Genomic DNA, 23,228 nt, shown 5'->3' on the forward strand with positions numbered 1-23,228 from the left:
ATAATGTGTCCACCATGTCCCCGCACATGTGTCCACCATGTGTCCGGTCCATACAGATCCTTCAAAAAGGGACCCGCCGTAAGGGCGGAAAGGTGACTAGCTGTCGACATCTTCTACGAATGCGCAAACAAAAATCAAAACAATCACTTACGACCCCGACCCCGACCCCGACCCCGACCCCGACCCCGACCCCGACCCCGACCCCCTCGAAAACCACCCCCTCTGATGAACCTTTCATGACAAAACTTCGGTAGCAATCCGCCACCCCCGTCAAAGCCATGGACACCAACAAGGCACCTGGCCATCAGGCCAATCAAGCCTTGAGAACCGGCCTGGGAGCGGGGCAATGGGCACTATGGAACGCTACACGAAAGTGGGAATGCAGGAGCTCGACCAGCGTCTGGCCAAGATCGTCGAGGCCGCCCGCAAGCAGCCCGTCTCGGTCTACCGCTACGGCGCCCCCTGGGTATGGATCGTCTCCCAGGACGACTGGCAGGGCGCCCTGCGCGAGGTGGCCAGCTGCGTGCCGCCCGGCCATTCGCTGGCGCTGCTCAAGCCGCGCATAGAGGCATTGCTGGACGCGCACCAGCCCGCGCTGGCGCTGCTGGCCGAGCAGCAGGGCATGATCATCGCCCCGCGCATGCTGATGCATGTGCTGCTCCTGCAGCTGCTGTATTCGGTGCCCAGCGAGAAGCAGCTCTACGAGCAGCTCAACTACAACCTGCTGTTCCGCTGGTTCACCGGCCTGGAGCTGAAATCGAGGGTGTGGAACTTCAGCCTGTTCAGCCATGACCTCGGCGTGCTGCTGGGCAGTGCCATGGCCGTTTCCCTGCTGCAGCGCATGGTCGACGAAGTGCTCGGCGCGAGCCTGCAGGCCATGCCCGAGTTCAGCCTCAACCTGGCCCTGTTGCACAGCTGGCTGGCCCGCCACCAAGGCCAGCCCGCAACCAGCGACAACCACTAGCAAACCAACGAATTCCTGGCGCTCAAGGGGGCGGTGTGGAGCATTTTTTCTTCAAGCGATGCGGCATGGGCGCAGGGGCGCTGCTGTGCCTGCTGGCGGTCGACGTGGCCGCGGACGAGGCGCAGCGCCGGGTCGAGATCAACGAGTACGTGGTGCGCGGCAACACCGTGCTCGACGCCCAGGCCATCGAAGAGGCGGTCTACCCCTACCTGGGGCCGGACAAGACCCTGGCCGACCTCGAAGGCGCCCGTGAGGCGTTGCAGAAAAGCTATCAGGCCCGGGGTTACCAGTCGGTGTTCGTCGAGCTGCCCGAGCAGAAGGTCGAAGGCGGCGTGGTCTACCTGCAGGTGAGCGAAACCAAGGTAGGGCGGGTGCGCGTGGTGGGCGCCAAGCATTACTCGCCACTGGAGATCCGTGAGCAGGTGCCGGCGTTGGAGGAGGGCAAGGTCCCCGATTTCGCCCAGGTACAGAACGAACTGGCCACGCTCAACCGTGCCCCGGGGCGGCAGGTCATGCCGCTGGTGCGCGAAGGCCAGCGCCCGGGCACCATGGACGTCGACCTGCAGGTCGAGGATAAGCAACCCTGGAACCTGAGCCTGGCCCTGAACAACGACCACAGCGCCGACACCGAGAAGCTGCGCAGTGTCGTCAGCCTGGGCTACAACAACCTCTGGCAGGCCGGCCACAGCGTCTCGCTGACCTGGTTCACCGCGCCCCAGGACCGTGACAACGCCGAAGTCTGGTCCGGGTCCTACGCCGCGCCGCTGAGCGAGCGCTGGACCGTGCAGTTCTCCGGCTACCACTCCGACAGCAATGTCGCCACGGTGGGCGGCACCAATGTGCTGGGCAAGGGCCATTCCTACGGCGTTTCGGCGATCTACAACCTGCCGGGCGTCGGTGCCTGGGCCAACGCCCTGTCGATCGGCGTGGACTTCAAGGACTTCGACGAACAGGTCGGCCTGGGCGGCAGCAGCGACAAGGTCCCGCTCAAGTACGCCCCGATCACCCTGGGCTATACCGGCTACCGTTTCACCGAACAGGACCAGCTGAGCCTCGGCCTGAGCCTGGTGGCCGGGACGCGCAGCCTGCTGGGCTATGGCAGCGACGATACCGAGTTCGATTACAAGCGCTACCGCGCCGACTCCAGCTTCGCCGCGCTCAAGGGCGACGGCAGCTACACCTTCGACTTCGCCGGCGCCTGGCAGAGTGCTTCCAAGCTGGCGTTCCAGCTGGCCTCGGGGCCGCTGGTGTCGAACGAGCAGTTCGCCGCCGGTGGCGCCACCTCGGTGCGCGGTTATCTCGCCGCAGAACGCACCGGGGACGACGGCCTGCTGTTCTCCCAGGAACTGCGCACCCCATCCATTGGCCGCTACGTCGGCAGCTACATCAGCGACTGGCGCTTCTACCTGTTCGCCGAGGGCGCTCAGTTGCGCCTGCAGGACGCACTGCCCGAACAGGATGACAGCTACAGCCTGGCCAGCGTCGGCGTCGGTACCCGCGCCACGCTCAACGACTGGTTGTCCGGCAGCCTCGACTGGGCCGTGCCGCTCAAGGACGGCCCCAACACCGACAAGAACGCTTCCCGCGTGCACTTCAGCGTGCAGGCGACTTTCTGAACGATTGACCTACTGACCGGCATCGGCCTGGAGACCTCTCATGCAACGCCTGATATTGACCTTGCTGCTGTGCCTGGGCTTCGCCCTGCCGGGCAGCGCCAGTGCCTGGTGGCAGGACGACTGGATGTACCGCAAGCAGATCGCCGTGGACACCACGCCCCAGGGCGCCGGCCTGACCCAGGCGCTGGGCCGCACCGCACTGCTGGTGCGTCTGCACACCGGCAACTTCAGCTTCGACGGCGTCAGCGAAACCGGCGCGGACCTCCGCTTCGTCTCTGCCGACGACAAGACCGTGCTCAACCATCATGTCGAGCAGTTCGATCCGCTGATGGGCATGGCGCTGATCTGGGTCGACGTACCCCGTATAGAAGCCGGCCAGCGCCAGGACCTGTGGATGTACTACGGCAACCCCAAGGCCCAGGCACCTGCCGGGCAGCCGGGTTTCGACGCCGACTACACCGCGCTCTACCACTTCGACGGTGCCACCGCCCGTGACGCCAGCCCTTATGGCAACCAGCTGCAAGGGCCGACGGTCAGCGTCGATGGTGTGATCGGGCGGGCCATCCAGCTCGGTGGCCAAGCCTTGCAACTGCCCGCCAGCGCCTCGCTGCAACTACCGGCGGGCGCGGCGTTCAGCGTCAGCACCTGGCTGCGCCAGGACCAGGCGGTGGGTGAGCAACTGCTGCTGGCGCGCCGCGAGGCCGGGCACAGCCTGCTGCTCGGCCTGGCCGAAGGCGTGCCCTTCATTGAGGTAGACGGCCAGCGCGCTGCCGCCAATCAGGCGCTCGGCGCCGGCCAATGGCAGCACCTGGCGCTGGTGGGCGAGGGCGGCAACCTCACGCTGCTGGTCGAAGGCCAGCCGGTCGCGCGACTGGCCGTGAGCCTGGCGGCCTTCAGCGGCGCCATCGGCATCGGTGGCGACCTGCCAGTGGCCGAGGGCGAGGCCGCCAGCCACTACGCGACCTTTGTCGGCGCCCTGGACGAGCTGCGTGTTTCCCGCGTCGCCCGCAGCCAGGCCAGCCTGCAGGCCGACGTGCTGGCCCAGGGTGCCGAGTCGCGCCTGGTGGTCTATGGCGTCGACGAGGAACAATCCGGCTTCGGCTTCGGCGGCCTGGGCTTCCTGCTCAAGGCGGTGCCGGTGGACGCCTGGGTAATCATCGCTGTCCTGGTGCTGATGATGGTGCAGTCGTGGGTGATCATGCTGCGCAAGCAGCGCACGCTCAATCGCGTCACCGCCGCCAATACGCGCTTTCGCGAGCGTTTCGCCACGGTCGGCACGCGCCTCGAGCAGTTCGCCGACGATCGCGAACTGCATGACCGACTGACCGACTCCTCGTTGTGGCGCCTGTACCTGGTGGCGGTGCAGGAAATCCGCACCCGCCGCGCCCAGGGCGCCGACACCAGTGAAGTGTCCGCGGCCACCATCGAAGCCATCCGCTGCTCCATGGACGGCGTGCGCACCCGCGAGAACCAGGCGCTGTCGGCGAAACTGTCGACCCTGTCCAACGCCATCGCCGGCGGCCCTTACATCGGCCTGCTGGGCACGGTGCTGGGGATCATGGTGGTGTTCCTCGGCACCGCCATGGCCGGCGACGTCAACATCAACGCCATCGCCCCGGGCATGGCCGCGGCGCTGCTGGCCACCGCCATGGGCCTGTTCGTCGCCATCCCCGCGCTGTTCGGCTACAACCGCCTGACCACGCGCAACCGCGAAGTCAGCGCTGACATGCGGGTGTTCGTCGACGAGTTCATCACCCGCCTGGCCGAGCTGCACGGCGAGGGCCAGGCCGGTGAAGCGGCGCTGCGTCCGGCCGGGCGCAGCGTCAACCCGTCGATCCCGGCGTGAGGAGGCAGCCATGGCATCCGTGAACAACGCCCAAGACGACGACGCCGACGCCGCGGTCGACAGCATCAACATCACCCCGCTGGTGGATGTGCTGATGGTGGTGCTGGTGATGTTCATCCTCACCGCCACCGCGCAGGTCTCCGGGATCCAGGTGCAACTGCCCAAGGCCAGCGCCACGGTGTCGCTGGCCCAGCCCAAGACCAAGGCGATCTCGATCAACGATGCCGGCCAGGTGTTCCTCGATGCCTACCCGGTGACGCTGCAGGAGCTGGAGGACCGCCTGCGCAGCGAAAAGGCGCGCAGCCCGGACTTCCCGTTGATCGTGCGCGGTGACGCGGGTGTGCAGTATCAGAAAGTGGTCGAGGTGCTCGACCTGCTGCGCCGTCTCGAACTGGCCCAGGTCGGGCTGGTCACCGGCAAGCCGAACCAGGGGTGAGGGCAGGCATGGAACCTAAAGCCAACTTCCGCCGCCTGCTGACCTGGGCCTTGCTCGCCGTCGCTGGCGCGGGCCTGGCCTGGCTGCTGTGGCAGTGGGCCAACGACATGGCCGGGGTGCGCCGCGAGGCGCCCAAGGTGCCGGCGATCATCCCGCTGCCGCCGCCTCCACCGCCGCCTCCGCCCGAGCCGCCCAAGGAGCCTGAACCGCCGGTCGAGGAAAAGATCGTCGAGCCGCAGCCGGTGCCCGAGGCCGAGGAGGTCAAGCCCGCCGAGGACGCGCCGGACCCGGCCCAGGACCTGGCCGACCCCATGCAGATGGACGGCGACGCCCAAGCGGGCGGCGACAGCTTCAACGTCGGGGCCGGCAAGGGCGGCGGCATGGCCGGTGGCGGCGGTGGCGGCCTGGGCAGCGGCACCTACAGCCAGTACCTGGCCTATGCCTTCCAGCGCCTGCTGCGCGACAACCCCGAGCTGCGCAACCTGGTGTTCAACCTGCAGGCCGAAATCTGGCTCAGCGCCGCCGGCGAGATCACCCGTGTCGAGCTGCTGCGCGGCAGCGGCGAGCCGGAGGTGGACGCCCAGGTGCTCGCCGCCCTGCGCGGCGCCCGCGCCCTCGACCAGCGCCCGCCCGCCAATCTGACCTTGCCGGTGAAGATCGCCCTGCAGGGGCGCCGGCCATGAACAACGAAGCACGACTGACCCACAGGAGCTGCAAACCCATGAAGTGCCCAGTCAACCGATTGACCCTGGCGCTCGGCCTGCTGGCCGCCGCCACCGCGGTCGGTCCGGCCGTCGCCCACGCCGCGCCGTCGGAGAACGCGACCGTCAACCTGATCCGCCTGCTGGTGGAGCAGGGTGTGCTCAAGCAGGACAAGGCCGACGCGCTGATCGCCCAGGCCGAGCGCGAGGCCCAGCAGGCGCGGGCTGTCAGCGCCGCGCCGATCGTTGCCCAGGCCCCCGCGGCCAACGGCGAAGTGCGCGTGCAGTATGTGCCGGCCATCGTCCGCCAGCAGATCCGCGACGAGATCAAGGCCGAGGTGATGAACACCGCCAAGCAGGAAAACTGGGCCGCGCCCAACACTTTCCCCGACTGGGCCTCACGCATCAGCTTCGACGGCGACCTGCGCCTGCGCTACGAGTCGCGCGGCTACGCCGACGGCAACAGCAACGAGATCGTCGACTTCGCCAAGCTCAACGACAAGGGCCCGTACGACGTCAACGCCAACAGCGGCTCGAACCTGCCGCCGCTGCTCAACACCCGCGAGGATCGCGACAGCCTCCTGCGCCTGCGCGCGCGCTTCGGCCTCAAGGCCCAGCTGGCGGACAACTGGGTGGCCGGCATCCGCGTCGCCACCGGCTCCAACAACAACCCGGTGTCGACCACCCAGAACCTCGGTGGCGGCTTCGGCAAGAAGGACATCTGGCTCGACCAGGGCTATGTCACCTGGACGCCCAGCGAGCGACTGACGTTGACCGGCGGGCGCATCGCCAATCCGTTCATGTCCACCGATATCCTCTATTCCCACGACCTCAACTTCGATGGCGTGGCGGCGATCTTCGACCAGCCGCTGAACCGCGACCTCAGCCTGTTCGGCACCGTCGGCGCGTTCCCTGTGCAGTACAGCGACGACAGCGCCAGCAGTAACGGCCTGGACAAGGAGGGCAGCGACAACAAGTGGCTGTACGGCGCGCAGCTGGGCGCGAAATGGGCGCTCAACGACCATCACCGCCTCAAGGGCGCGATGGCCTACTACCGCTTCGACGACATCGCCGGCGAGCGCTCCAGCCCCTGCGCGCCCTGGGATGGCCAGCCGGCCTGCGACAGCGACGAAACCCGGCCGACCTTCATGCAGAAGGGCAACACGGTGTTCCTGCTGCGCGATATCACGCCCAATCCGGCCAACCCGGCGGCCACGCCGCAGCCGCAGTTCGTCGGCATCGCCTCGGAGTTCGAACTGCTCGACCTGAACCTGGTGTGGGACGCCGACCTGCCCCATGACTTCAAGCTGCGCAGCCAGGCCAACTACATCCACAACCTGGCCTACGACGAGGGCGACATGCGCAAGCGTTCGGCCGGCCAGCTGGCCAACAACATCGACGAGAACGGCAACATCAAGAGCGGCGGCGACGCCTGGATGTTGCAGTTCACCCTGGGCAACGCCCTGGATATGCGCAAGGCCGGCGACTGGAACCTGTTCGCCGGCTACAAGCGCATCGAGCCTGACGCGCTGCCGGACGGGTTCAACGACTCGAGCTTCCACCTCGGCGGCACCAACGCCAAGGGCTATTTCCTCGGTGGCAACTACGGCCTGGCCGACAACGTCTACGCTACAGCCCGTTGGTTGAGCAGCGAGGCGGTCTACGGCGCGCCGTTTGACATCGATGTGCTACAACTTGAAGTCAACACGCGGTTCTAGGGAAGGAGCACGGGCATGAACAAGGGAGTCTATCGCCATCGTTGCGCCTGGTTGATGCTGGCGCTGGGCGCAAGCCTGGCCGCCTCGGCGTCGGCCGAAACCCTCGAAGAGCGCCTGCGCACCCAGCTGCGCAGCACCACGCAACAGCTGCAGGCCCTGCAGAGCGAGCAGGCCCAGGCCAGCGCCGCCCGCCAGGCGGCGGAACAGCAACGCGACGCGGCCCTGGGCCAGGTGCGCGAGCTGACCGCGCAACTGGCCAAGGCGCGCGGCCAGAGCGAACAGCTCGCCGGCCAGCAGCAGGCCGTGCACAGCCAGGCCCAGGCGCTGGTGGCCAGCAGCAACGAACAACTGCACAAGTACAAGCAGGCCTATGACGAACTGCTGGGCATGGCGCGCGCCAAGGAAAGCGAGCGTGCCGGCCTGCAGGCACAACTGGCCGAGCGCGATGGCCAGGTGCAGCAGTGCCAGGCGCGCAACCAGCAGATGTACGGGGTGGCCAAGGAGATGCTGGCCGCCTATGAAAAGGTCGATATCGCCGATGTGATGAAGATGCGCCAGCCCTTTGCCGGCTCGGCCCGGGTCCGCTTCGAGGAGCTGGCCCAGGCCTATGGCGACAGACTCTACGAAAGCCAGTTCGACGCCCCCAGGGGCGTGACCCAGTGACGTTTTCTCAACGCAAGGAAGTAAGCACATGACCGAAGTCACCCTGATCGAAACCGTTAGCGCCGACTCCCTGACCAAGCTGCTGCAGGATGCCGGCTGCCGGGTCAATCGCACCGAGCAGAATGCCGTGGTGCAGTTGCTCAGCGCCAGCCAGGGCGTGGGTTACGCCGTACGTTTCGGCAACCGGGCGCTGAACCAGGAAGGCGAGTTCCTCGATTTCACCTTCAGTTGCGCGCTGCGTATCCAGGGCGAGCTGCCCGCGGGCCTGGCCGAGCGCTGGAACGCCACGCGGCGTTTCGCTCGCCTGTCGGTGCAGGGCGAGTTCCTGGTGATGGAGAAGGACGTGGTGGTCGCCGACGGCGTCAGCGAGAAACACCTGCTTGGCAGCCTGTTGCTGTGGGATCGCCTGCTGCAGGAGTTCATCGTCTATCTGCGCGACTACAGCCGCAATGTCGCCGAAACGGCGCCCGAGCAGGTGGCCAGCGATGCGGTGAGCGCTTCGTGACGGCGCGAACCCTGTGGGCCGGCGCTGGCGCGCTGGCCGTTGTCGCAGTGGCGGTCGCCCTGGCCTTGCGCCCGGGCGACCAGCCGGTGGCAGCGGCGCGCCCGGCTTCGCCCGCCACCCTGGTGGCCACCGACAACGGCCCGGTGCTGGCGCGCCTTGGCGAGCAACAGGTGGGCAGCGGTGAACTCAAGGCGCTGTTCGCCCAGTTGCCCGAAGAGTCCCGCGCCAGCCTGCGCGGCGACCGGCCGGCACTGGAGGCCTGGATCCGCGCCCGCTTGGCGGAAAAGGCCCTGTACCAGCAGGCCGAGGCCCAAGGCTGGCTGCAGCGTCCGGAGATCCAGGTGCAGACCCGCGCGGCCACCGAGCAGATCGTCTTGCGCGACTACCTCGACTCGGTGAGCAAGGTGCCCGACGACTATCCCACCGAGGCCGAGCTCAAGCAGGCCTACGAGGCAGGCAAGGCCGGGTTGCAACTGCCGGCACGCTATCGCCTGAGCCAGATCTTCCTGCGGGTGGAGAACCCCAAGGATGACGAGGCCGTGCGCAAGCAGGCCGTGGCCCTGGCCAAGCAGGCCCAGGCTGCGGATGCGGACTTTGGCGCATTGGCCCGCGAGCATTCGCAGGATGCCGGCACCGCCGCCAACGGCGGGGATACCGGCCTGCAGGCCTTGGCGCAACTGCTGCCGGAGGTGCGCGGGGTGGTGCCGAAACTCAAGGTGGGCAGCGTCAGCGAACCGGTGCAGAGCGCGGCGGGCTATCACATCATCAAGCTGGTGGAACAGCAGCCGGCCCGGGCGGCGACCTTCGACGAGGTGGCCCCGCGCCTGCGCCAGGTGCTGCGTGCCCAGCGCCAGGAGCAGGTGGCCAAGGCCTATGTCGAGGGCATGTTCGACACTGCCACCCTCAGCATCGACGGCGCGGCGCTCAACCAGGTGCTGGAAAGCAGCCGCTAGTCGCCTACAACCATGGAAGAAGCGGGCCTGCCCAGTCAGGCCCGCGGGAGGCGAGGGATGCCTATCGATCTGTCCCGGGGGCGAGCCCCGGATACCAGCGTGCCCGTCGTTCGCCCCCAGGTGCCGCTGGCCCTGGACGAACAGACGCTGAACTGTTTTCTGGTCACCGCGCGCTGCGGTTGTTTCATGCAGGCGGCGCGGCGGCTCAACCTCAAGCCGGTGGCCTTGCGAAAACGCCTGGCGGCGCTGGAGGCACGCCTGGGCTACAGCCTGTTCGTCAACCGCAACAACAACCCGGTGCTCAGCCAGCAGGGCGAGCGCCTGCAGCAGGTGCTCCAGGCCCGCGAACCGGTGGTGCCACCGCCGCGGGAAGCCAGCGCCAGTGTGCGCCTGGCCGTGGCCGAACCACTGCTGCAGGACCTGCTGGGCCGCAACCTGATCAACTTCGTGCGCCAGCATGCCGGCATGCGCCTGGAGGTGGCCACGCTCGATGGTCGCCAGGTACCCGAGCAGGCCGCGGATGTGGCGCTATGGCTAGGCGACCTTGACCAGGGCGCCCGCAGCGGCTGTTTTGCCGACAGCACCGCCGAAGCCCTGGCTACCCTCGAGTACCTGCCGCATATCGCCAAGCGTTATGCCCGCGAGGCCAACCGCCCGACCAGCCTGGCGCACCTGCAGGACTACATGCTGGTGCAATGGCAAGGCGAGGTCGGCGTGCAGGCGTTGACGCCCTGGCAGGCGCTGTTGAGCACCCGCTCGGCCGGCGTGACGCAGATCCAGGACTACGAGATGTACTGCCAGCTGATCAAGTGCAGCGCCAGTGTCGGTTTGCTGCCGCACTACGCGGCGCATCTGGATCGTGGCCTGCTGGCCTTGCCGGGGTTGTTCCGCGAGCCGATGCGCCGGCGCGTGTGGCTGGCGGTCGATGAGCGTACCGAAGCCGACCCGTTGGTGCAGGTGATGGTCGGGGCGATCCGCGCCGCGTTCGAGGAACGCCGGGATTGGTTTGCCGGCCGTTAGGGGCAGGCTAGGATCAGCCGGCCTTGCGCAGCGTCAGATTGATCCGCCGTTCGCCCATGCGCGGATGCACGCCAGGCTTGATCGGCAGCACGCCATGAAAGCGCAGGCGGTCCTCGCCGCCCCACACCAGCACGTCGCCGTGGTTCAGCGGGATGCGCCGGGTACGGTCCGAGCGGTGCAGCCCGCCGAACAGGAACACTGCGGGCAGGCCCAGCGAGATCGAGACGATCGGATGGGCGTAGTCCTGCTCGTCGCGGTCCTGATGCAGGCTCAGGCGGGTACCCGGCAGGTAGTGGTTGATCAGGCAGGCATCCGCCACGAAGCCGTCGAAACCGGCCTGGGCGGCGGCGCGCGAGGCCAGCTCGACCAGCACCCGGGGCAGGGCAGGCCAGGGCTTGCCACTGACCGGGTCGGTGGCGGAGTAACGATAGCCGCTTGCGTCGCTGACCCAACCCAGCGCGCCGCAATTGCTCAGCGCCACGGCCATGCGCAGGCCGCCGGGGGTCTGCATGTGGCGAAACGGCGCCGCGCGCAGCACCGGGCGCAAGGCATCGAGCAGGGGCTCGAGCTCCGCCAGGGCGAAACCTGGCAGCAGCGTGGTGCGCGCGGCCAGCTGCTGGGGGTGTGCGTCGAACAGATCGAGATCGGACTGGATCATGCCAGGGGCTGCTTGGGTGGTGTCCGCACAGTGTATCGCGATGCCCCGGTGCGTGGGGCATCGCGAGCCACTGCGTTGGCCTCAGAGGCTGAGCGTCAGGCTGACACTGACATTGCGCGGCTCGCCCGGCAGCACCCATGAACTGTTGTATGAGCGCTCGTAGTACTTGCGATCGAACAGGTTGTTGAGGTTCAGGCCCACGGTGACCTGCTCGCTGGCCTTGTAGTGCGCCAGCAGGTCGACCGTGCTGTACGAGGGCAGGGTGAAAGCGCTGCCGGCCTGACCGGAGCGCTCGCCGACATAGTTGAACGCCGCGCCCAGGTCCGAACCGCGCAGGGCGCCATTCTGGAACTCATACACGCCCATCACGCTGCCGCTGTTACGGGCAATGCCCAGCAGGTCGCTGCCCTTGGGCAGGCTGGCATCGCCCTTGGTGACCTCGGCATCGATGTAGGCATAGGCGCCGATCACCCGCACCGCCTCGCTGAGCTGGCCGCTGAACTGCAGGTCCAGGCCCTGGCTGCGCGCCTTGCCGGCCGCGATGCTCTCGCCCAGGGCATCGGTGGTGATGACGTTCTCCTTGTCGATATGGAACAGCGCCACCGTGGCGCCCAGGCGGCTGTCGAACAGATCGAGCTTCAGGCCGGTCTCGTAGCCGATGCCTTTCTCGGGCTTGTACACCTGCCCCTGGGTGCCGATGGTGTTGGGCTTGAACGAGGTCGAGGCGTTGGCGAACACGCCGACCTGTGGCGTCAGCTGGTACAGCAGGCCGACGCGGGGCGTGGCGACATTCTTGGCCTGGCTGTTGCTGATGCCGCTGCTGCGGTTCTGCGAGGTCTGCTCGATGCGCTCCAGGCGTACCCCGAGCAGGCCGCGCAGGCGTTCGCTGAAGGCGATCTGGTCCTGCAGGTTGAGGGCATGGCTTTCGGTGCGCTCGAAGAAGTCATTGGCGCGGGTGAGGGCCGGCTTGGGCTTGCCGTATACCGGGTTGCGGATGTCCAGGCCGTAGCTGGCCAGGGTCGCGCTCTGCGGGTACTTCTGGCTGTTGCGGTAGTTCTCGTATTCCAGGCCGATCAAGCTCTGGTGCTGCCAGCCGAGTAGCTCGAACTGGCCGTGCAGCTCGGCTTGGGTGATGTTGTCGTTCCACTCGAAGTCGCGCTCGCGGTAGAAGCGTGTGAGCGTGTTGCCGACCAGGGCCTGGGGCTCGGAGCTGTTGCCCTTCAGTGTGCCCTGGGTGTAGTGGTTGGCCAGGCGCAGCTTCCAGTTGTCGTCGAGGAAGTGCTCCAGGGCCAGGTCGACGGTCTGGTTGTCGTTGCGGATCTTGCCGTCGTTGGGCTCGCCCATGAACGCCGAACGCGGCACCGAGCCCATCTGGCCATTGACCGCCGGGATGCCACGGTCGAACACCGATTCGGTGCGGGAGAACTCGGTGTCCAGCAGCAGGCGGGTGTCGGGCGACAGCTGCCAGCTCAGCGACGGGCTGACGATCCGTCGCTCGCTGTTGACGTGATCGCGGAAGCTGCCGTTGTCCTCCACCGCCAGGTTGACCCGGCCCAGCAGGTTGCCTTGGCTGTCCAGCGGCGCGTTGGCGTCCAGCGTGCCGCGGTAGCGGTCCCAGCTGCCGGCGCTCAGGTTCACGGTGCTGAACGTCTCGGCCTGGGGGCGCTTGCTGACGATGTTGACCAGCCCGCCGGGATCGCCGCGCCCATAGAGGCTCGCGGCCGGGCCCTTGAGCACCTCGATGCGCTCGATGCTGGAGGTGTCGGGCGCGCTGTAGCTGCCGCGGTTGACGGCGAAGCCGTTCTTGTACAGCTCCCCCGTGGTGAAGCCGCGCACGCTGTAGTTGAGAAAGGTCAGGCCGCCGAAGTTGTTCTGCCGCGACACGCCGCCGGCAAAGTCCAGGGCGCGGTCGATGCGGGTGCTGTTGAGGTCCTTGAGTACCTGGGCCGGCACCACTTCGATGCTCTGCGGGGTGTCGCGGATATCGGTGTCGGTGCGCGTGGCGGTGGCCGAGCGGGTGGCCCGATAACCCTGGACCGGGCCGTCGGCGCGCTCTTCGAGGTAGGCGTCGGTGATCGAGGTTTCGTCCAGCACCAGGGGTTGGGCCGCAGCGAGCGGTTGACCGAACAGGCCCAGGGTCAGGCCGGCCAGAAGGGGAGCGCGAGGGTTCAAGGGGGATCTCCGTTAAATATGTAATAACATTACATTATCGCTCCAGTCATCGCCAGAAGAAGGTGCGACAGGGTAGTTGCGCGATGAGAATGATTTACGTTAATGTTATGTTATTACGTATCTGGAGGTTCTCATGCAAGTACTGTCCTCACTCAAGCAGGCTAAGCGCCGTCATCGTGACTGCCAGGTGGTCAAGCGCCGTGGTCGGATCTATGTGATCTGCAAGTCCAATCCCCGGTTCAAGGCCAGGCAGGGCGGGGTGAAGAAAAAGCGCGGGTAGCCGTCAATGGCTGTCAGTCAGGCGAAAGGGGCTGCACAGCAGCCCCAATGACGCTACCGAAGAGTCCTGCGCAGGCGTCGCCAGCCCAGTACCACACCACTGAGGGCTATCACCAGGCCGCCGCTACTCAGGCCGATGATCAACCCTTCGCGCAACAGCGGCCGCGCCAGCAGCGGTTGCCAATCCCAACTGTGCAACAGGTTGAACAACCAGCGCCCGGCACGTTGCGCCCGGTCGTGGCTGGCCACCAGCGTGCCGCTGGCAGGGTCCAGGTAGGCCCAGGTGCCCGCGGCGTCGGCGAAGCGCAGGCGCAGCACGGGCAGTGGGCGCGCCTGGGAACCGTACATGCTCTGTGGCTCGCGGGCGAAGTAGTGGAAGTCGTAGGCGCTCTGCCAGTCATCTTCCACCGTCACTCCGGGAGCCATCGCTTGCGCGGCCGCCAGCAGCCTTTCCCGGCTGAAGGTACGCGCCGGCGGGGAGTGTGCTTCAAGGATGCGGCTGTCGCCGTCGGCGCTGCGGGCCACGGCATAGGTGACGCCGGCCAGGCGTTGCCACTGCAGCTCCACTGCATCGAATCCTGTTGCGTCGTGCAAGCGGGTCAGGGCCGTGGCAATCGGCAACTGCAGGTCGGCGGCGCGCAGCGGCGCTTGCTGCAAGGCGATCTGCGAGCGGCTGTCGGTCACGCCCCAGGGGCGCATCGACATCAACCCGCTGAACACCCACAGCACCAGCACCCCACCGAACAGCAGCCCGCCGATGTGGTGCCAGCGCAACCAGCCGCCGGGGTAGGGGCTGCACGATCCGCTACGGTAAGGCTTGCGCAGCCGCAGGCGCAGGATGCCCACCGCGATGCCCATGAGCGCCATCAGCGTGCCGAGCAGTGAAAGGCCGATCACCAGGGTGCGCCAGCCATTGTCGAAGCCCAGGCCGCCGCGCAACGGATAGAGCCAGTGCAACCAGGCGCCGACCCAGTTCCAGGCGCGCTCGCGGCCGCTCGCATCGCGCACTACCTCGCCGGTGCGCCCGGACAGGTACAGCCAGGTGCCGGCCGCATCGTCCACTTGCACCCGGTGCAAGGGGCGATCGCTGTCCAGGGCCCGGGAGTGGGTCCACATGTCCTCGTCCAGCGTGCCCTGGTAAACCAATGCCGCGCTGCCGGCGTACTGCCGGGCATTGGCCAGGGCCCAGGCCGCGTCGGCGTTGGCCAGGGGCTCGCCGTTGGCTGCATCGAGGGTGACGCGGCGACCGTCCGCCAGCTCCAGCAAATAGTACGGTTGCCCGCCCAGGCTGGTCAGGCGCAGCGCCTTCAACGGCTGCTCAGCCCATTGCGCCGGCAACTCGGCGCAGCATCCCGCCGGCAAGGCCGGCAGGTGGGCCAGGCGCTCGGCCGTGGTCAGCTTGGGGTAGCCGACGTACAGCATGACCACCCCGGAGACGAACCACAGCGCCATGAACAGGCAGGCAACGATGCCCAGCCAGCGATGCCACAGGTACAGCTGGCGTTTCAGGCCCATCAGTAGCGCCACTGCACAGCGACTTCCAGGCTGCGCGGCTCACCCAGGTAGTACTGGGTGTTGGTCTGGTGAATGAAGCGGGCGTAGACCTCGTCGGTGAGGTTGCGCAGGCGGGCGCTGAGTTGCACGTGCTGGTCCAGGTCGTGGGTCATCGACAGCCCGTAGACGGTGTACGAAGGCACCCACTGGGTGTTGGCGGTGTTGGCGTACACCGCCGAGACGTAGCGGGCGTCGGCGCCGACCTGCCAGCCCGGCGCCAGGTCGTAGGTCAGCCAGAGGTTGGCCACCCGGTCCGGGATGTTCACCGGGTTCTTGCCCTTGCGCGAGTACACCACGCCGCCGATGGTCTCGTTGAACTCGTCGTATTCGGCGTTGACCCAGCTGAAGTTGCCTGCCGCCAGCAGTTTGGGCGTGACCTTGAACGACGCCGCCAGCTCGATGCCGGTGGAGGTCTGCTGGCCGGCCTGCTCGGTGGTGTTGGGCACGGTCGAGGAGGGCACCGAGATGTTCTTGCGTACGATGCGGTAGGCCGCCGCGGTGGCCGAGCCGCGCCCGTCGAGGAAGTCGAACTTGCTGCCCACTTCCACCTGCCTGCCGGTGCTCAGGTCGAAGTCACCGACCTGGCTGATCGACGCGCCGGTGAGCGAGCCCCCTGGCGGTTCGGCCGAGGTGCTGTACTGGGTGTACAGGCTGATATTGGAGGTCAGGTCGTAGACCAGCCCCAGGCGCCCGGTGAAGGCATCCCAGCGCCGATTCAGCTTGGTCCGGGCCACGTGGTCGACCACGTCGAAGTCGATATGGTCGTAGCGCAGCGCGGTGACCAGCGACAGCTGGTCGGTCAGGCGGGTACGGTTCTCGACGAAGCCCGCAGTGGTATCGGTCGTGGTGCTGCGCCCCTTGGCGCGTGGCGCGTCCATGCCAGGGATGTCGAGGAAGTGGCCAGGCTGGAAACCGTTGGGATCGATGCTGTCGAACGCGCCCTTGGACAACGGGTAGGCGGTCTGCTGGTTGCGGTTGTAGTCCATGCCGAACGCCCAGTCGCTGGCCAGGCCGAACAGCTGGCCCTGGTGGGTCAGCTCGACGCGGTTGCCGTTGACCTCCTGGTCGTGGCGCTGGTGGTAGCCACCGGAGCGGGCGATGGCGGTGTTGCCGGGGTTGTAGCGGTACACCTCGAGGTTGCGGTAATCGCGCTGGCCGTTGTAGTGGTAGAAGGTGTTGCGCAACTGGTTGCTGTCGTCGATGCGGTAGTCGGTGATCGAGCGCAGCCAGCGGGTGCGCTGCTCGTAGCGGCCGTCCTCGACGTTGTAGTTGTCGAAACGGTGGTGCTTGTCGATGTGCAGGGTGCCGCTGGCCGGTTGCAGCACCGGCGCGCCCCAGTAGGGGCTGTCTTCCTTCTCTTCGAGATACTCGATGGCCAGGGTGTGCGACAGCTGGTCGTTGATGTCGCTGAGCAGCGAGAAGGCCAGGTTGCCGGCCCCGTTCTCCTGGCGGTCGATATAGCCATTGGTGCTGGTGCGGCTGTAGTCGAGCCGCGCGTAGTGGCGCGGGCCGTCACCGCTGTTGAGCGCCTTGTTGAAGCCGACCGAGGTTTCCATCGTGTCGTAGCGCCCATAGCTGACGCGGCCCTCGAAGGTGTCCTCGTCGCGGTTGGCCAGTTTGGTGATCATGTTCAGGCTGCCGCCGACGGCGCCGCTGCCGTTGAGGAACGACGACGGCCCGCCGAGCAGTTCGACACGATCGTAGATCCATGCTCCGACCGGGCGCCCGGCGGCGCCATACTGCAGGTTGATGCCGTTGAACAGCTGGCTGACCTGGGCGCCGTTGAAGCCGCGATACGTCACGTAGCCGCCCCAGCCGGGCGGTGCCGAGGCGTTGACTCCGGGCAGCGCATTGGCCGCGTCCTGGAAGTTGCGCGCGCCGATGCGCTGCATGGTCTTGCGGTCGGCGACGCTGACCGAGGCGGGGTTCTCGCGGGCGCTGAGGTTCAGGCGTGAGCCGCTTTCGATGGGCCGGTCGAGGTCGAGGCTGGTCGCCTCCTTGGCTTGGTCGGACGTGGCCGTGACGTTGCTGGCGGGCAGGGTGAGGGTGTCGTCCTGCGCCCAGGCGCAGGTTGCGCTGCCAACGAGCAGCGCCAGAGTGGTCATGCGGAACATGCAAGGCTTCCTGGCTGAAATCAATGAGCGCACGCCCGCTGCCGATCAGGCAGTTCGAGGGCGTGGCGATGTCAGAACGCGAGAAGCGAAGCGGGGGAGGCGCGGGGATTGACCAGTGGCCAGCGCTGCTTGGGCAGGCGCGGCGCGGGTTGTCTGGGTAAGGGTTTGCTCGACTCCCCGGCGAGCAGGGCCAGCAAACCGAAGAACACCGCCAGCAGGATGGCGCTGAACAGGCTGGCGATCACGCAGTCGCCGCCGGCGGGCAGCACCGGGTCGGTGATGTCCTGGTCGCCCTTGAACACGCCGCTGCTGTCGGCCGCGCACCAGGCGGCGTCGTCGAGGCCGGCCAGGCGCAGCCCGGCCATCTGCCCATGGCCCATGGCGCACAGCAACGAGCCGAACAGGATGCTGAAATACAGCACCCAGGCGACTTGCGATCGTGTGTGGCGGGCCAGCTTCATCGGCAAAGCTCGAAGGGAACGGGAATAGGTTAGGCGTGCGGATTCTACAACTTTTGACACATCTGCCTAGAGTGATTGGCAGATAAAAAACACGCGAAACGATTCACCGGCCTTTGCTTGACGCACCTTGCCCCAAGGTGTTCAGATGCCGACCGATTTCAGGTGTCCCATGCCGCCGCGCATGGGGTGAAACGGGAAACCGGTACGCGCTTCGCGCCAGTCCGGTGCTGCCCCCGCAACGGTATGCAAGTGATGCCTTCGACAGACCACTGTGGCCCGCGCGTCATGGGAAGGTGAAGGCATCTTGTCTTGCGAGCCCGGAGACCGGCCTGGAATGTAGTAGGCAAACTCCTGCGGTGGGCGGGCATGGGCCGGTATTGGCGTGTGTGCGATCCGTGCTCCTGCGTGCTTCTGCGAAAGTCACTTTCGAGAAGAGCATGATTGCTGTGATTCACTCCCGACGTCGTTTCCCCAAGGCCCGGACCTTGTTCCTGGGCTGCCTGGCCAGCCCCCTGGCACTGGCCGAAAACACCCCCCTGATCCTCGACCAGCAGATCGTCGCCGCGCCGTCGGTGGAGTCGACCACGGTCGCCGCCATGGCCCAGTACGGCAGCAAGGTCGAGATCGTCAGCCGCGAGCAGATCGAGCGCGCCGGCCCCGGCGCCGACATCACCCGGGTGATGCAGATGTTCATCCCCGGCTTCTACGTAGCGCCGAAGAACGGCCCATTCGACTACGGCACCTACTCGCTGCTCGGCGGGCGCAACGACGACACACTGATCCTGCTCGACGGTGTACGCCTGAACAACCGCCTGTACGGCGGCCTGTACCTGGACACACTGCCGGCCAACGCGGTGGAGCGCATCGAGGTGCTCAAGGGCGGCCAGAGCCTGTTGTTCGGCACCCAGGCCGTGGCGGGAGTGATCAACATCGTCACCCGCAGCCCGCAACGTCGTCAGGCTTCAGGTGAGGTCAACCTGGGCCTGGACAGCTTCGCCGGCAGCAGCAAGGACGCCCGCGTCGAGCAGATCTTCAGCAATGGCTTCGGCGACCTGGGCCTGCTGGCCTATGTCAGCCACAACGTCTCCGACGGTTACCAGCCGTTTCGCAACCGCGACTACAGCGGCAACGTCAGCGACAAAAAGCGCGGCTACGAGGTGACCACCTTCGGCGGCAAGGCGATCCAGGCCTTCGGTGACGATGCGCGGCTGGAGCTGTTCTACCAGTACACAGACGCCAACCTCGATTTCGCCCGACCGGTGAACAACTACAAGACCACCAATGACCGCGTGCAGCAGATCGCCACGGCTACCTTCGAACAGCGCATCAGCGAGCGCCTGAGCTACTTCGTCAAGGGCCACGTCAACGACTGGGACACCCGCTACACCCGCATCAACAACCGCGCCGACGGCTCCCGCGACGTGGTCAACCACAACGACTACTGGGGCTTTACCGATTGGGGCGTGCAGGCCGAGGGCAAGGCCGAACTCGACGGCGGCCACGTGCTGGTGTTCGGTTCCGACAACCAGTGGTTCAAGGGCCAGGACGACGTGCTGGTGATCGACGACAACAAGGCCCAGGCCAATGCGTTGTACGCCCAACTGCGTCCCAGGATCGAGGCCTTGCCCAACTGGCACCCGAGCCTCGGCCTGCGCCACGAGGCCATGAGCGGCGGCGACAGCGCCACCGTCGGCATGCTCACCTCGCTGTACGACCTGAACGACAACTGGCAACTGCGCGGCCAGTATGGCAGCGCCTACAAGCTGCCCAATGCCGAGCAGTTGTTCGTCAACGAGCCTGGCGACGAGATCGGCAACCGCGACCTCAAGCCCGAGAAGAGCCGCAATGCCGAGCTTGGCCTGGACTACCACGGCCTGCTGCTGGAGCGTGAATTCAGCGCCAGCGTCACCGTGTTCCGACGCAAGATCACCGACTTGATCACCCTGGACGGCAGCCAGTGGGTCAACGGCCAAGGGCAGGTACAGATGCGTGGCTTCGAGGCCGATGCGCGTATCCAGCTTGACGATCAATGGAGCCTGCAGGCCGACATGACCCGCAACCTCACCGAATCGCGTACCGGGGCAACGATCAACGACGTGCCGAGTTTCTTCGCCCGTTCGCGGCTCGGCTACGAATCGGCGGATCGCAGGTGGGGGGCCGGGGGCGCCATTCGCTACATCCGCGACGTGGTCAGCTCCAAAGGCGTCGACTACGGCCATTATTCGGTGGTCGACGCCGATGCCTACCGTTACCTGGACGGCGCCCGCCAGCACCGGCTGAGCCTGCTGGTGGAGAACTTGTTCGACCGCGACTATGTCACCAGTCGGGCGAGCAACGTCGACAACCTCGGGCGGCCGTTCACCAGCGAACTGCGCTACACCTACACCTTCTGAGGGCGTGAGCATGGACTACCAGCGCGTGTTGTTCGTCGGCCCTGGCCTGGGTGGCGGCTCGGCGGCGGAAGCTTTCGGCGCCGAGATTCGCGACCTGCGTGGCCACGAGGCGGGCCGGGATATCGTCGACACCCTGGAGGGTTTCGACGGGCTCTGGGCGGTGATCCGCGAGGCCCTCGACCAGGGCTTGGAACGCCTGCTGGTGGTGGACCTGGAACCCACCTCGGATAGCGCCTACCTTGACTGGCTGCGCGATGAGCTGGGGCGCCTGGCGCAAGCTCGGGCCGGCGTCTGGGTCACGGCCCAGGCCCTGGGGCGGCGTGGCCTGGATGCGCGAGTGGCCTGTGCCAGCATCGGCGAACATGCCCGCCACCTGGCGTGTGACCAGGTCAACGCGGTGGCCAGTGACCCGGACTGGTCGCGGGTGCCCGAGCATGCCCGCCAGGTGTTCCTCTGCACCGGCCCCCGCTGCGTGCGGCGCGGCGCCTTGCCGCTGTGGAAACGCCTGCGCCGGCGGTTGCTGGAGCGTGACCTGATCGAGACCCCGGGCGGCGTGCTGCTGACCCGCACCGATTGCCAGTTTCCCTGCAACCTGGGGCCCGTGTTGACGGTGCACCCGGACGGCTGCTGGTATCGGGTACGTGATGATCGGGAGGTGGAGGAATTGGTGGAAACGCATCTAGAGGGCGGAAGGATCGCCGAAGGACTGTTGATCAAGGGAGGGGCGTGCGATGCGTAAAGCCTGGCTGCTGTCGCTGGCCGTGTGCTGTGGCACACCGACCCTGGCCGACAGCTATCGCAACTGCGGGCAGGACTGGCAACGGCCCGCTGCGGCGCCTGCGCGTATCGTCGCCCTCAACCAGCACGCGGCCGACCTGCTGCTCGCCCTCGGCGCGGGGCCGTCGATGGTCGGGGTGGCCTACCTGGACGACAACGGCGCCGCCTACAAGCAGGGCCGCTACCAGGGTGTGCCGGTGATCGCCCGGGAGTATCCGGCCAGCGAAGTGTTGTACGCGCAAAGGCCGGATCTGGTGGTCGGCGGATTCGCCACGGCCTTTGGCGATGGGATCACCTCGCGCAGCAGATTGGCCGGCAACGGGATTGCCACCTACCTGCTCGAGTCGGCCTGTAACGGCCACTCGCTGGACTACTACGGCCATGTCCGGCGTGACCTGACCGTGCTCGGCGAGCTGTTGGGCAGGCAGGCGAGGGCCCAGGCATTGATCGAGGCGATGGAGACCGACCTGGCGCAGGCCAGGGCGATCACACCCACTGGCAAGCCACTGTCGGTGTTCTACCTCGACAGCGAGGTGCGGGGGCTGGACAGCGAGGGCGGACGTGGGTTCGTCACGCCGTTGCTGGCCGCCGCCGGGGCGCGCAATGTGCTTGCCGGGATCGACCAGTACCGCGTGACGATCAACCGCGAGGCATTGCTGAGCAGCGACCCCGACGTGATCCTGCTGGCCGACGCCCTGTGGTCGCCGGCCAGCCGCAAGCGTCAGCTGCTGACCCGCGACCCGGTGCTTTCGAGTCTGCGGGCGGTGCGCGAGAATCGCATGATCGATATCCCGTTCACCCAGCTGATGCCCACGCCGGCCAGCGGGCGGGTGGCCCTGGAACTGGCGCAGTGGCTCAGGGGGATGGCTGTTCCATAGCCGGCCTACTCGCCGCTGACCAACTGCCGCGCCAGCTGGTTGTGACGCTCCAATACCCGTGGCAAGTCGACGGTGGCGATGCGCCCGTCCTGAACCACCACACGTCCGTTGATCACACTGGTGTCGACGTGGGTCGGGGTGCAGAACACCAGCGCCGCCAGCGGGTCGTGCAGGGCGCCGGCATAAGCCACATGGCCGAGGTCGAAGGCCACGAAGTCGGCGACCATGCCCGGTGCCAGGGCACCGATATCGTCACGGTTGAGTACCTTGGCACCACCCAGGGTGGCGATTTCCAGCGCTTCGCGGGCGGTCATCGCATCCGGGCCGAAGCCGACCCGTTGCAGCAGCAAGGCCTGGCGTACCTCGCCGATCATGCTGGCGCCGTCGTTGGATGCCGAACCATCAACCCCCAGCCCCACCGGCACGCCGTGGTCGCGCATCTTGCGGATCGGCGCGATGCCTGAGGCCAGGCGCATGTTCGAGCACGGGCAGTGGGCGACCCCGGTGCCGGTGCGAGCGAACAGCTCGATGCCGTGCTGGTCGAGTTGCACGCAGTGGGCATGCCACACATCGTGGCCGACCCAGCCCAGGTCCTCGGCGTATTCGGCCGGAGTCATGCCGAACTTCTCGCGGCTGTAGGCGATGTCGTTGACGTTCTCGGCCAGGTGGGTGTGCAGCGACACGCCGTACTCGCGGGCCAGGACCGCCGCTTCGCGCATCAGGTCGCGGCTCACCGAGAACGGCGAGCAGGGCGCCACCACCACGCGCCGCATCGAGCCATGGCTGGCGTCGTGGTAGTCCTCGATCAGACGCTGGGATTCCTTGAGGATGTCGCTTTCCTTTTCCACCACCGAGTCCGGCGGCAGGCCACCCTGGCTGCGGCCGACGCTCATGCTGCCGCGAGCGGCATGGAAGCGCATGCCGATTTCCTCGGCGGCGTGGATGCTGTCGTCGAGCTTGCAGCCGTTGGGGTAGATGTACAGGTGGTCGCTGGAGGTGGTGCAGCCCGAGAGGATCAGTTCGGCCATGGCCGTCTGGGTCGAGACCGCGATCATCTCCGGGGTCAGCCGCGCCCAGATCGGATAGAGGTTGGTCAGCCAGTTGAACAGCTCGCCGTCCTGGGCTGCCGGCACCACGCGGGTAAGGCTCTGGTACATGTGGTGGTGGGTGTTGACCAGGCCCGGGATGACCACCTTGCCGGTCATGTCGAGGATCACATCGGCGTTTTGCGGCAGTGTTTCACTGGGGCCGACCTGGCGGATCACGTTGTCTTCGATGTACAGGCCGCCGCGTTTGATTTCACGGCGTTCGCCGTCCATGGTCACCAGCAGTTCGGCGTTCTTGACCAGTAGGGTCTTGGGCATGTGTGTCCCCTCCCGTTTGGGATGTGTTTTCTGATTGTAGAGAGGCGCCTGGTGCATGGGCCGGGCGCACCAGGGCCGTCAGGCGCCGCGGCGTGACCGGGCGTCGATGACAGGGGCGAACGGTTCACCGCGCACGTGCGAAGGCTGCGCCATGGC

General features: G+C 66.9%; 20 protein-coding genes and 1 riboswitch. Of the genes, 14 read left to right on the forward strand and 6 right to left on the reverse strand.

The window, feature by feature from the left end; translation table 11 throughout:
- The first annotated feature begins 346 nt into the window (after positions 1-346).
- The 10 genes from ACODS9_RS24500 to ACODS9_RS24545 all read left to right on the forward strand — a co-directional run bounded on the left by ACODS9_RS24500 (position 347) and on the right by ACODS9_RS24545 (position 10,422).
- On the forward strand, positions 347-964 hold the full coding sequence (locus ACODS9_RS24500) for a transposase (RefSeq protein ID WP_489094962.1): 618 nt from the start codon (positions 347-349) through the stop codon (positions 962-964).
- A 65-nt stretch (positions 965-1,029) separates the two neighbouring features.
- Positions 1,030-2,580 carry a ShlB/FhaC/HecB family hemolysin secretion/activation protein gene (locus ACODS9_RS24505; RefSeq protein WP_489094978.1) on the forward strand — a complete coding sequence of 517 codons (1,551 nt, stop codon included), beginning with the start codon at positions 1,030-1,032 and terminating at the stop codon, positions 2,578-2,580.
- Positions 2,581-2,620: 40 nt separating this feature from the next.
- Entirely contained in the window at positions 2,621-4,426 is a 1,806-nt protein-coding gene (locus ACODS9_RS24510; protein ID WP_489094963.1) for a DUF2341 domain-containing protein, read from the forward strand.
- Between the two features lie 10 nt (positions 4,427-4,436).
- A complete protein-coding gene (locus ACODS9_RS24515) occupies positions 4,437-4,862 on the forward strand; it encodes an ExbD/TolR family protein (protein ID WP_046855393.1) in 426 nt (141 codons plus the stop codon).
- Positions 4,863-4,870: 8 nt separating this feature from the next.
- Positions 4,871-5,545 carry an energy transducer TonB family protein gene (locus tag ACODS9_RS24520; RefSeq protein ID WP_489094964.1) on the forward strand — a complete coding sequence of 225 codons (675 nt, stop codon included), beginning with the start codon at positions 4,871-4,873 and terminating at the stop codon, positions 5,543-5,545.
- Positions 5,546-5,583: 38 nt separating this feature from the next.
- Positions 5,584-7,281 carry a putative porin gene (locus ACODS9_RS24525; RefSeq protein WP_489094965.1) on the forward strand — a complete coding sequence of 566 codons (1,698 nt, stop codon included), beginning with the start codon at positions 5,584-5,586 and terminating at the stop codon, positions 7,279-7,281.
- A 15-nt stretch (positions 7,282-7,296) separates the two neighbouring features.
- Entirely contained in the window at positions 7,297-7,944 is a 648-nt protein-coding gene (locus tag ACODS9_RS24530; protein WP_489094966.1) for a DNA repair protein, read from the forward strand.
- Positions 7,945-7,972: 28 nt separating this feature from the next.
- Positions 7,973-8,449, forward strand: a complete 477-nt coding sequence (locus ACODS9_RS24535; protein WP_038706233.1) for a YbjN domain-containing protein — start codon at positions 7,973-7,975, stop codon at positions 8,447-8,449.
- Positions 8,446-9,402 (forward strand): peptidylprolyl isomerase, encoded by a 957-nt coding sequence (locus tag ACODS9_RS24540; RefSeq protein WP_401111757.1) that lies wholly within the window; start codon positions 8,446-8,448, stop codon positions 9,400-9,402. The genes ACODS9_RS24535 and ACODS9_RS24540 overlap by 4 nt, the downstream gene beginning before the upstream one ends.
- Positions 9,403-9,459: 57 nt before the next feature.
- A complete protein-coding gene (locus ACODS9_RS24545; protein ID WP_489094967.1) occupies positions 9,460-10,422 on the forward strand; it encodes a LysR substrate-binding domain-containing protein in 963 nt (320 codons plus the stop codon).
- Between the two features lie 13 nt (positions 10,423-10,435).
- Here the strand turns inward: ACODS9_RS24545 and alkB are convergent, their stop codons facing one another.
- The gene (alkB, locus tag ACODS9_RS24550; RefSeq protein WP_489094968.1) at positions 10,436-11,080 is read right to left on the reverse strand and encodes a DNA oxidative demethylase AlkB; all 645 of its coding nucleotides are present in this window, start codon (positions 11,078-11,080) and stop codon (positions 10,436-10,438) included.
- Positions 11,081-11,161: 81 nt separating this feature from the next.
- Positions 11,162-13,252 (reverse strand): TonB-dependent siderophore receptor, encoded by a 2,091-nt coding sequence (locus ACODS9_RS24555; RefSeq protein WP_489094969.1) that lies wholly within the window; start codon positions 13,250-13,252, stop codon positions 11,162-11,164.
- Between the two features lie 133 nt (positions 13,253-13,385).
- On the opposite strand from ACODS9_RS24555, the gene ykgO reads away from it, so the two are divergent.
- Entirely contained in the window at positions 13,386-13,532 is a 147-nt protein-coding gene (gene ykgO, locus ACODS9_RS24560; RefSeq protein WP_023632134.1) for a type B 50S ribosomal protein L36, read from the forward strand.
- A gap of 53 nt (positions 13,533-13,585) precedes the next feature.
- On the opposite strand, the gene ACODS9_RS24565 is transcribed toward ykgO, so the two are convergent.
- The 3 genes from ACODS9_RS24565 to ACODS9_RS24575 form a co-directional block, all read right to left on the reverse strand.
- Positions 13,586-15,040 carry a PepSY domain-containing protein gene (locus ACODS9_RS24565; protein WP_489094979.1) on the reverse strand — a complete coding sequence of 485 codons (1,455 nt, stop codon included), beginning with the start codon at positions 15,038-15,040 and terminating at the stop codon, positions 13,586-13,588.
- A 5-nt stretch (positions 15,041-15,045) separates the two neighbouring features.
- Positions 15,046-17,199 carry a TonB-dependent receptor gene (locus ACODS9_RS24570; protein WP_489094970.1) on the reverse strand — a complete coding sequence of 718 codons (2,154 nt, stop codon included), beginning with the start codon at positions 17,197-17,199 and terminating at the stop codon, positions 15,046-15,048.
- Positions 17,200-17,270: 71 nt separating this feature from the next.
- Entirely contained in the window at positions 17,271-17,660 is a 390-nt protein-coding gene (locus ACODS9_RS24575) for a DUF2946 family protein (protein WP_038706229.1), read from the reverse strand.
- A 143-nt stretch (positions 17,661-17,803) separates the two neighbouring features.
- A riboswitch (cobalamin riboswitch) is annotated at positions 17,804-18,007 on the forward strand.
- Between the two features lie 90 nt (positions 18,008-18,097).
- On the opposite strand from ACODS9_RS24575, the gene ACODS9_RS24580 reads away from it, so the two are divergent.
- Genes ACODS9_RS24580 through ACODS9_RS24590 form a run of 3 tightly spaced genes read left to right on the forward strand, consistent with a single transcriptional unit; the run spans position 18,098 to position 21,708 of the window.
- Entirely contained in the window at positions 18,098-20,053 is a 1,956-nt protein-coding gene (locus tag ACODS9_RS24580) for a TonB-dependent receptor plug domain-containing protein (RefSeq protein ID WP_489094971.1), read from the forward strand.
- 10 nt (positions 20,054-20,063) lie between these two features.
- On the forward strand, positions 20,064-20,792 hold the full coding sequence (locus ACODS9_RS24585) for a (2Fe-2S) ferredoxin domain-containing protein (protein WP_489094972.1): 729 nt from the start codon (positions 20,064-20,066) through the stop codon (positions 20,790-20,792).
- On the forward strand, positions 20,785-21,708 hold the full coding sequence (locus ACODS9_RS24590) for an ABC transporter substrate-binding protein (protein WP_401111771.1): 924 nt from the start codon (positions 20,785-20,787) through the stop codon (positions 21,706-21,708). Before ACODS9_RS24585 ends, ACODS9_RS24590 begins: the two co-directional genes overlap by 8 nt.
- A 5-nt stretch (positions 21,709-21,713) precedes the next feature.
- Here the strand turns inward: ACODS9_RS24590 and ACODS9_RS24595 are convergent, their stop codons facing one another.
- Positions 21,714-23,072 carry an 8-oxoguanine deaminase gene (locus ACODS9_RS24595; protein ID WP_102684998.1) on the reverse strand — a complete coding sequence of 453 codons (1,359 nt, stop codon included), beginning with the start codon at positions 23,070-23,072 and terminating at the stop codon, positions 21,714-21,716.
- Between the last annotated feature and the right edge of the window lie 156 nt (positions 23,073-23,228).

Source organism: Pseudomonas sp. FG36, from assembly GCF_057809275.1.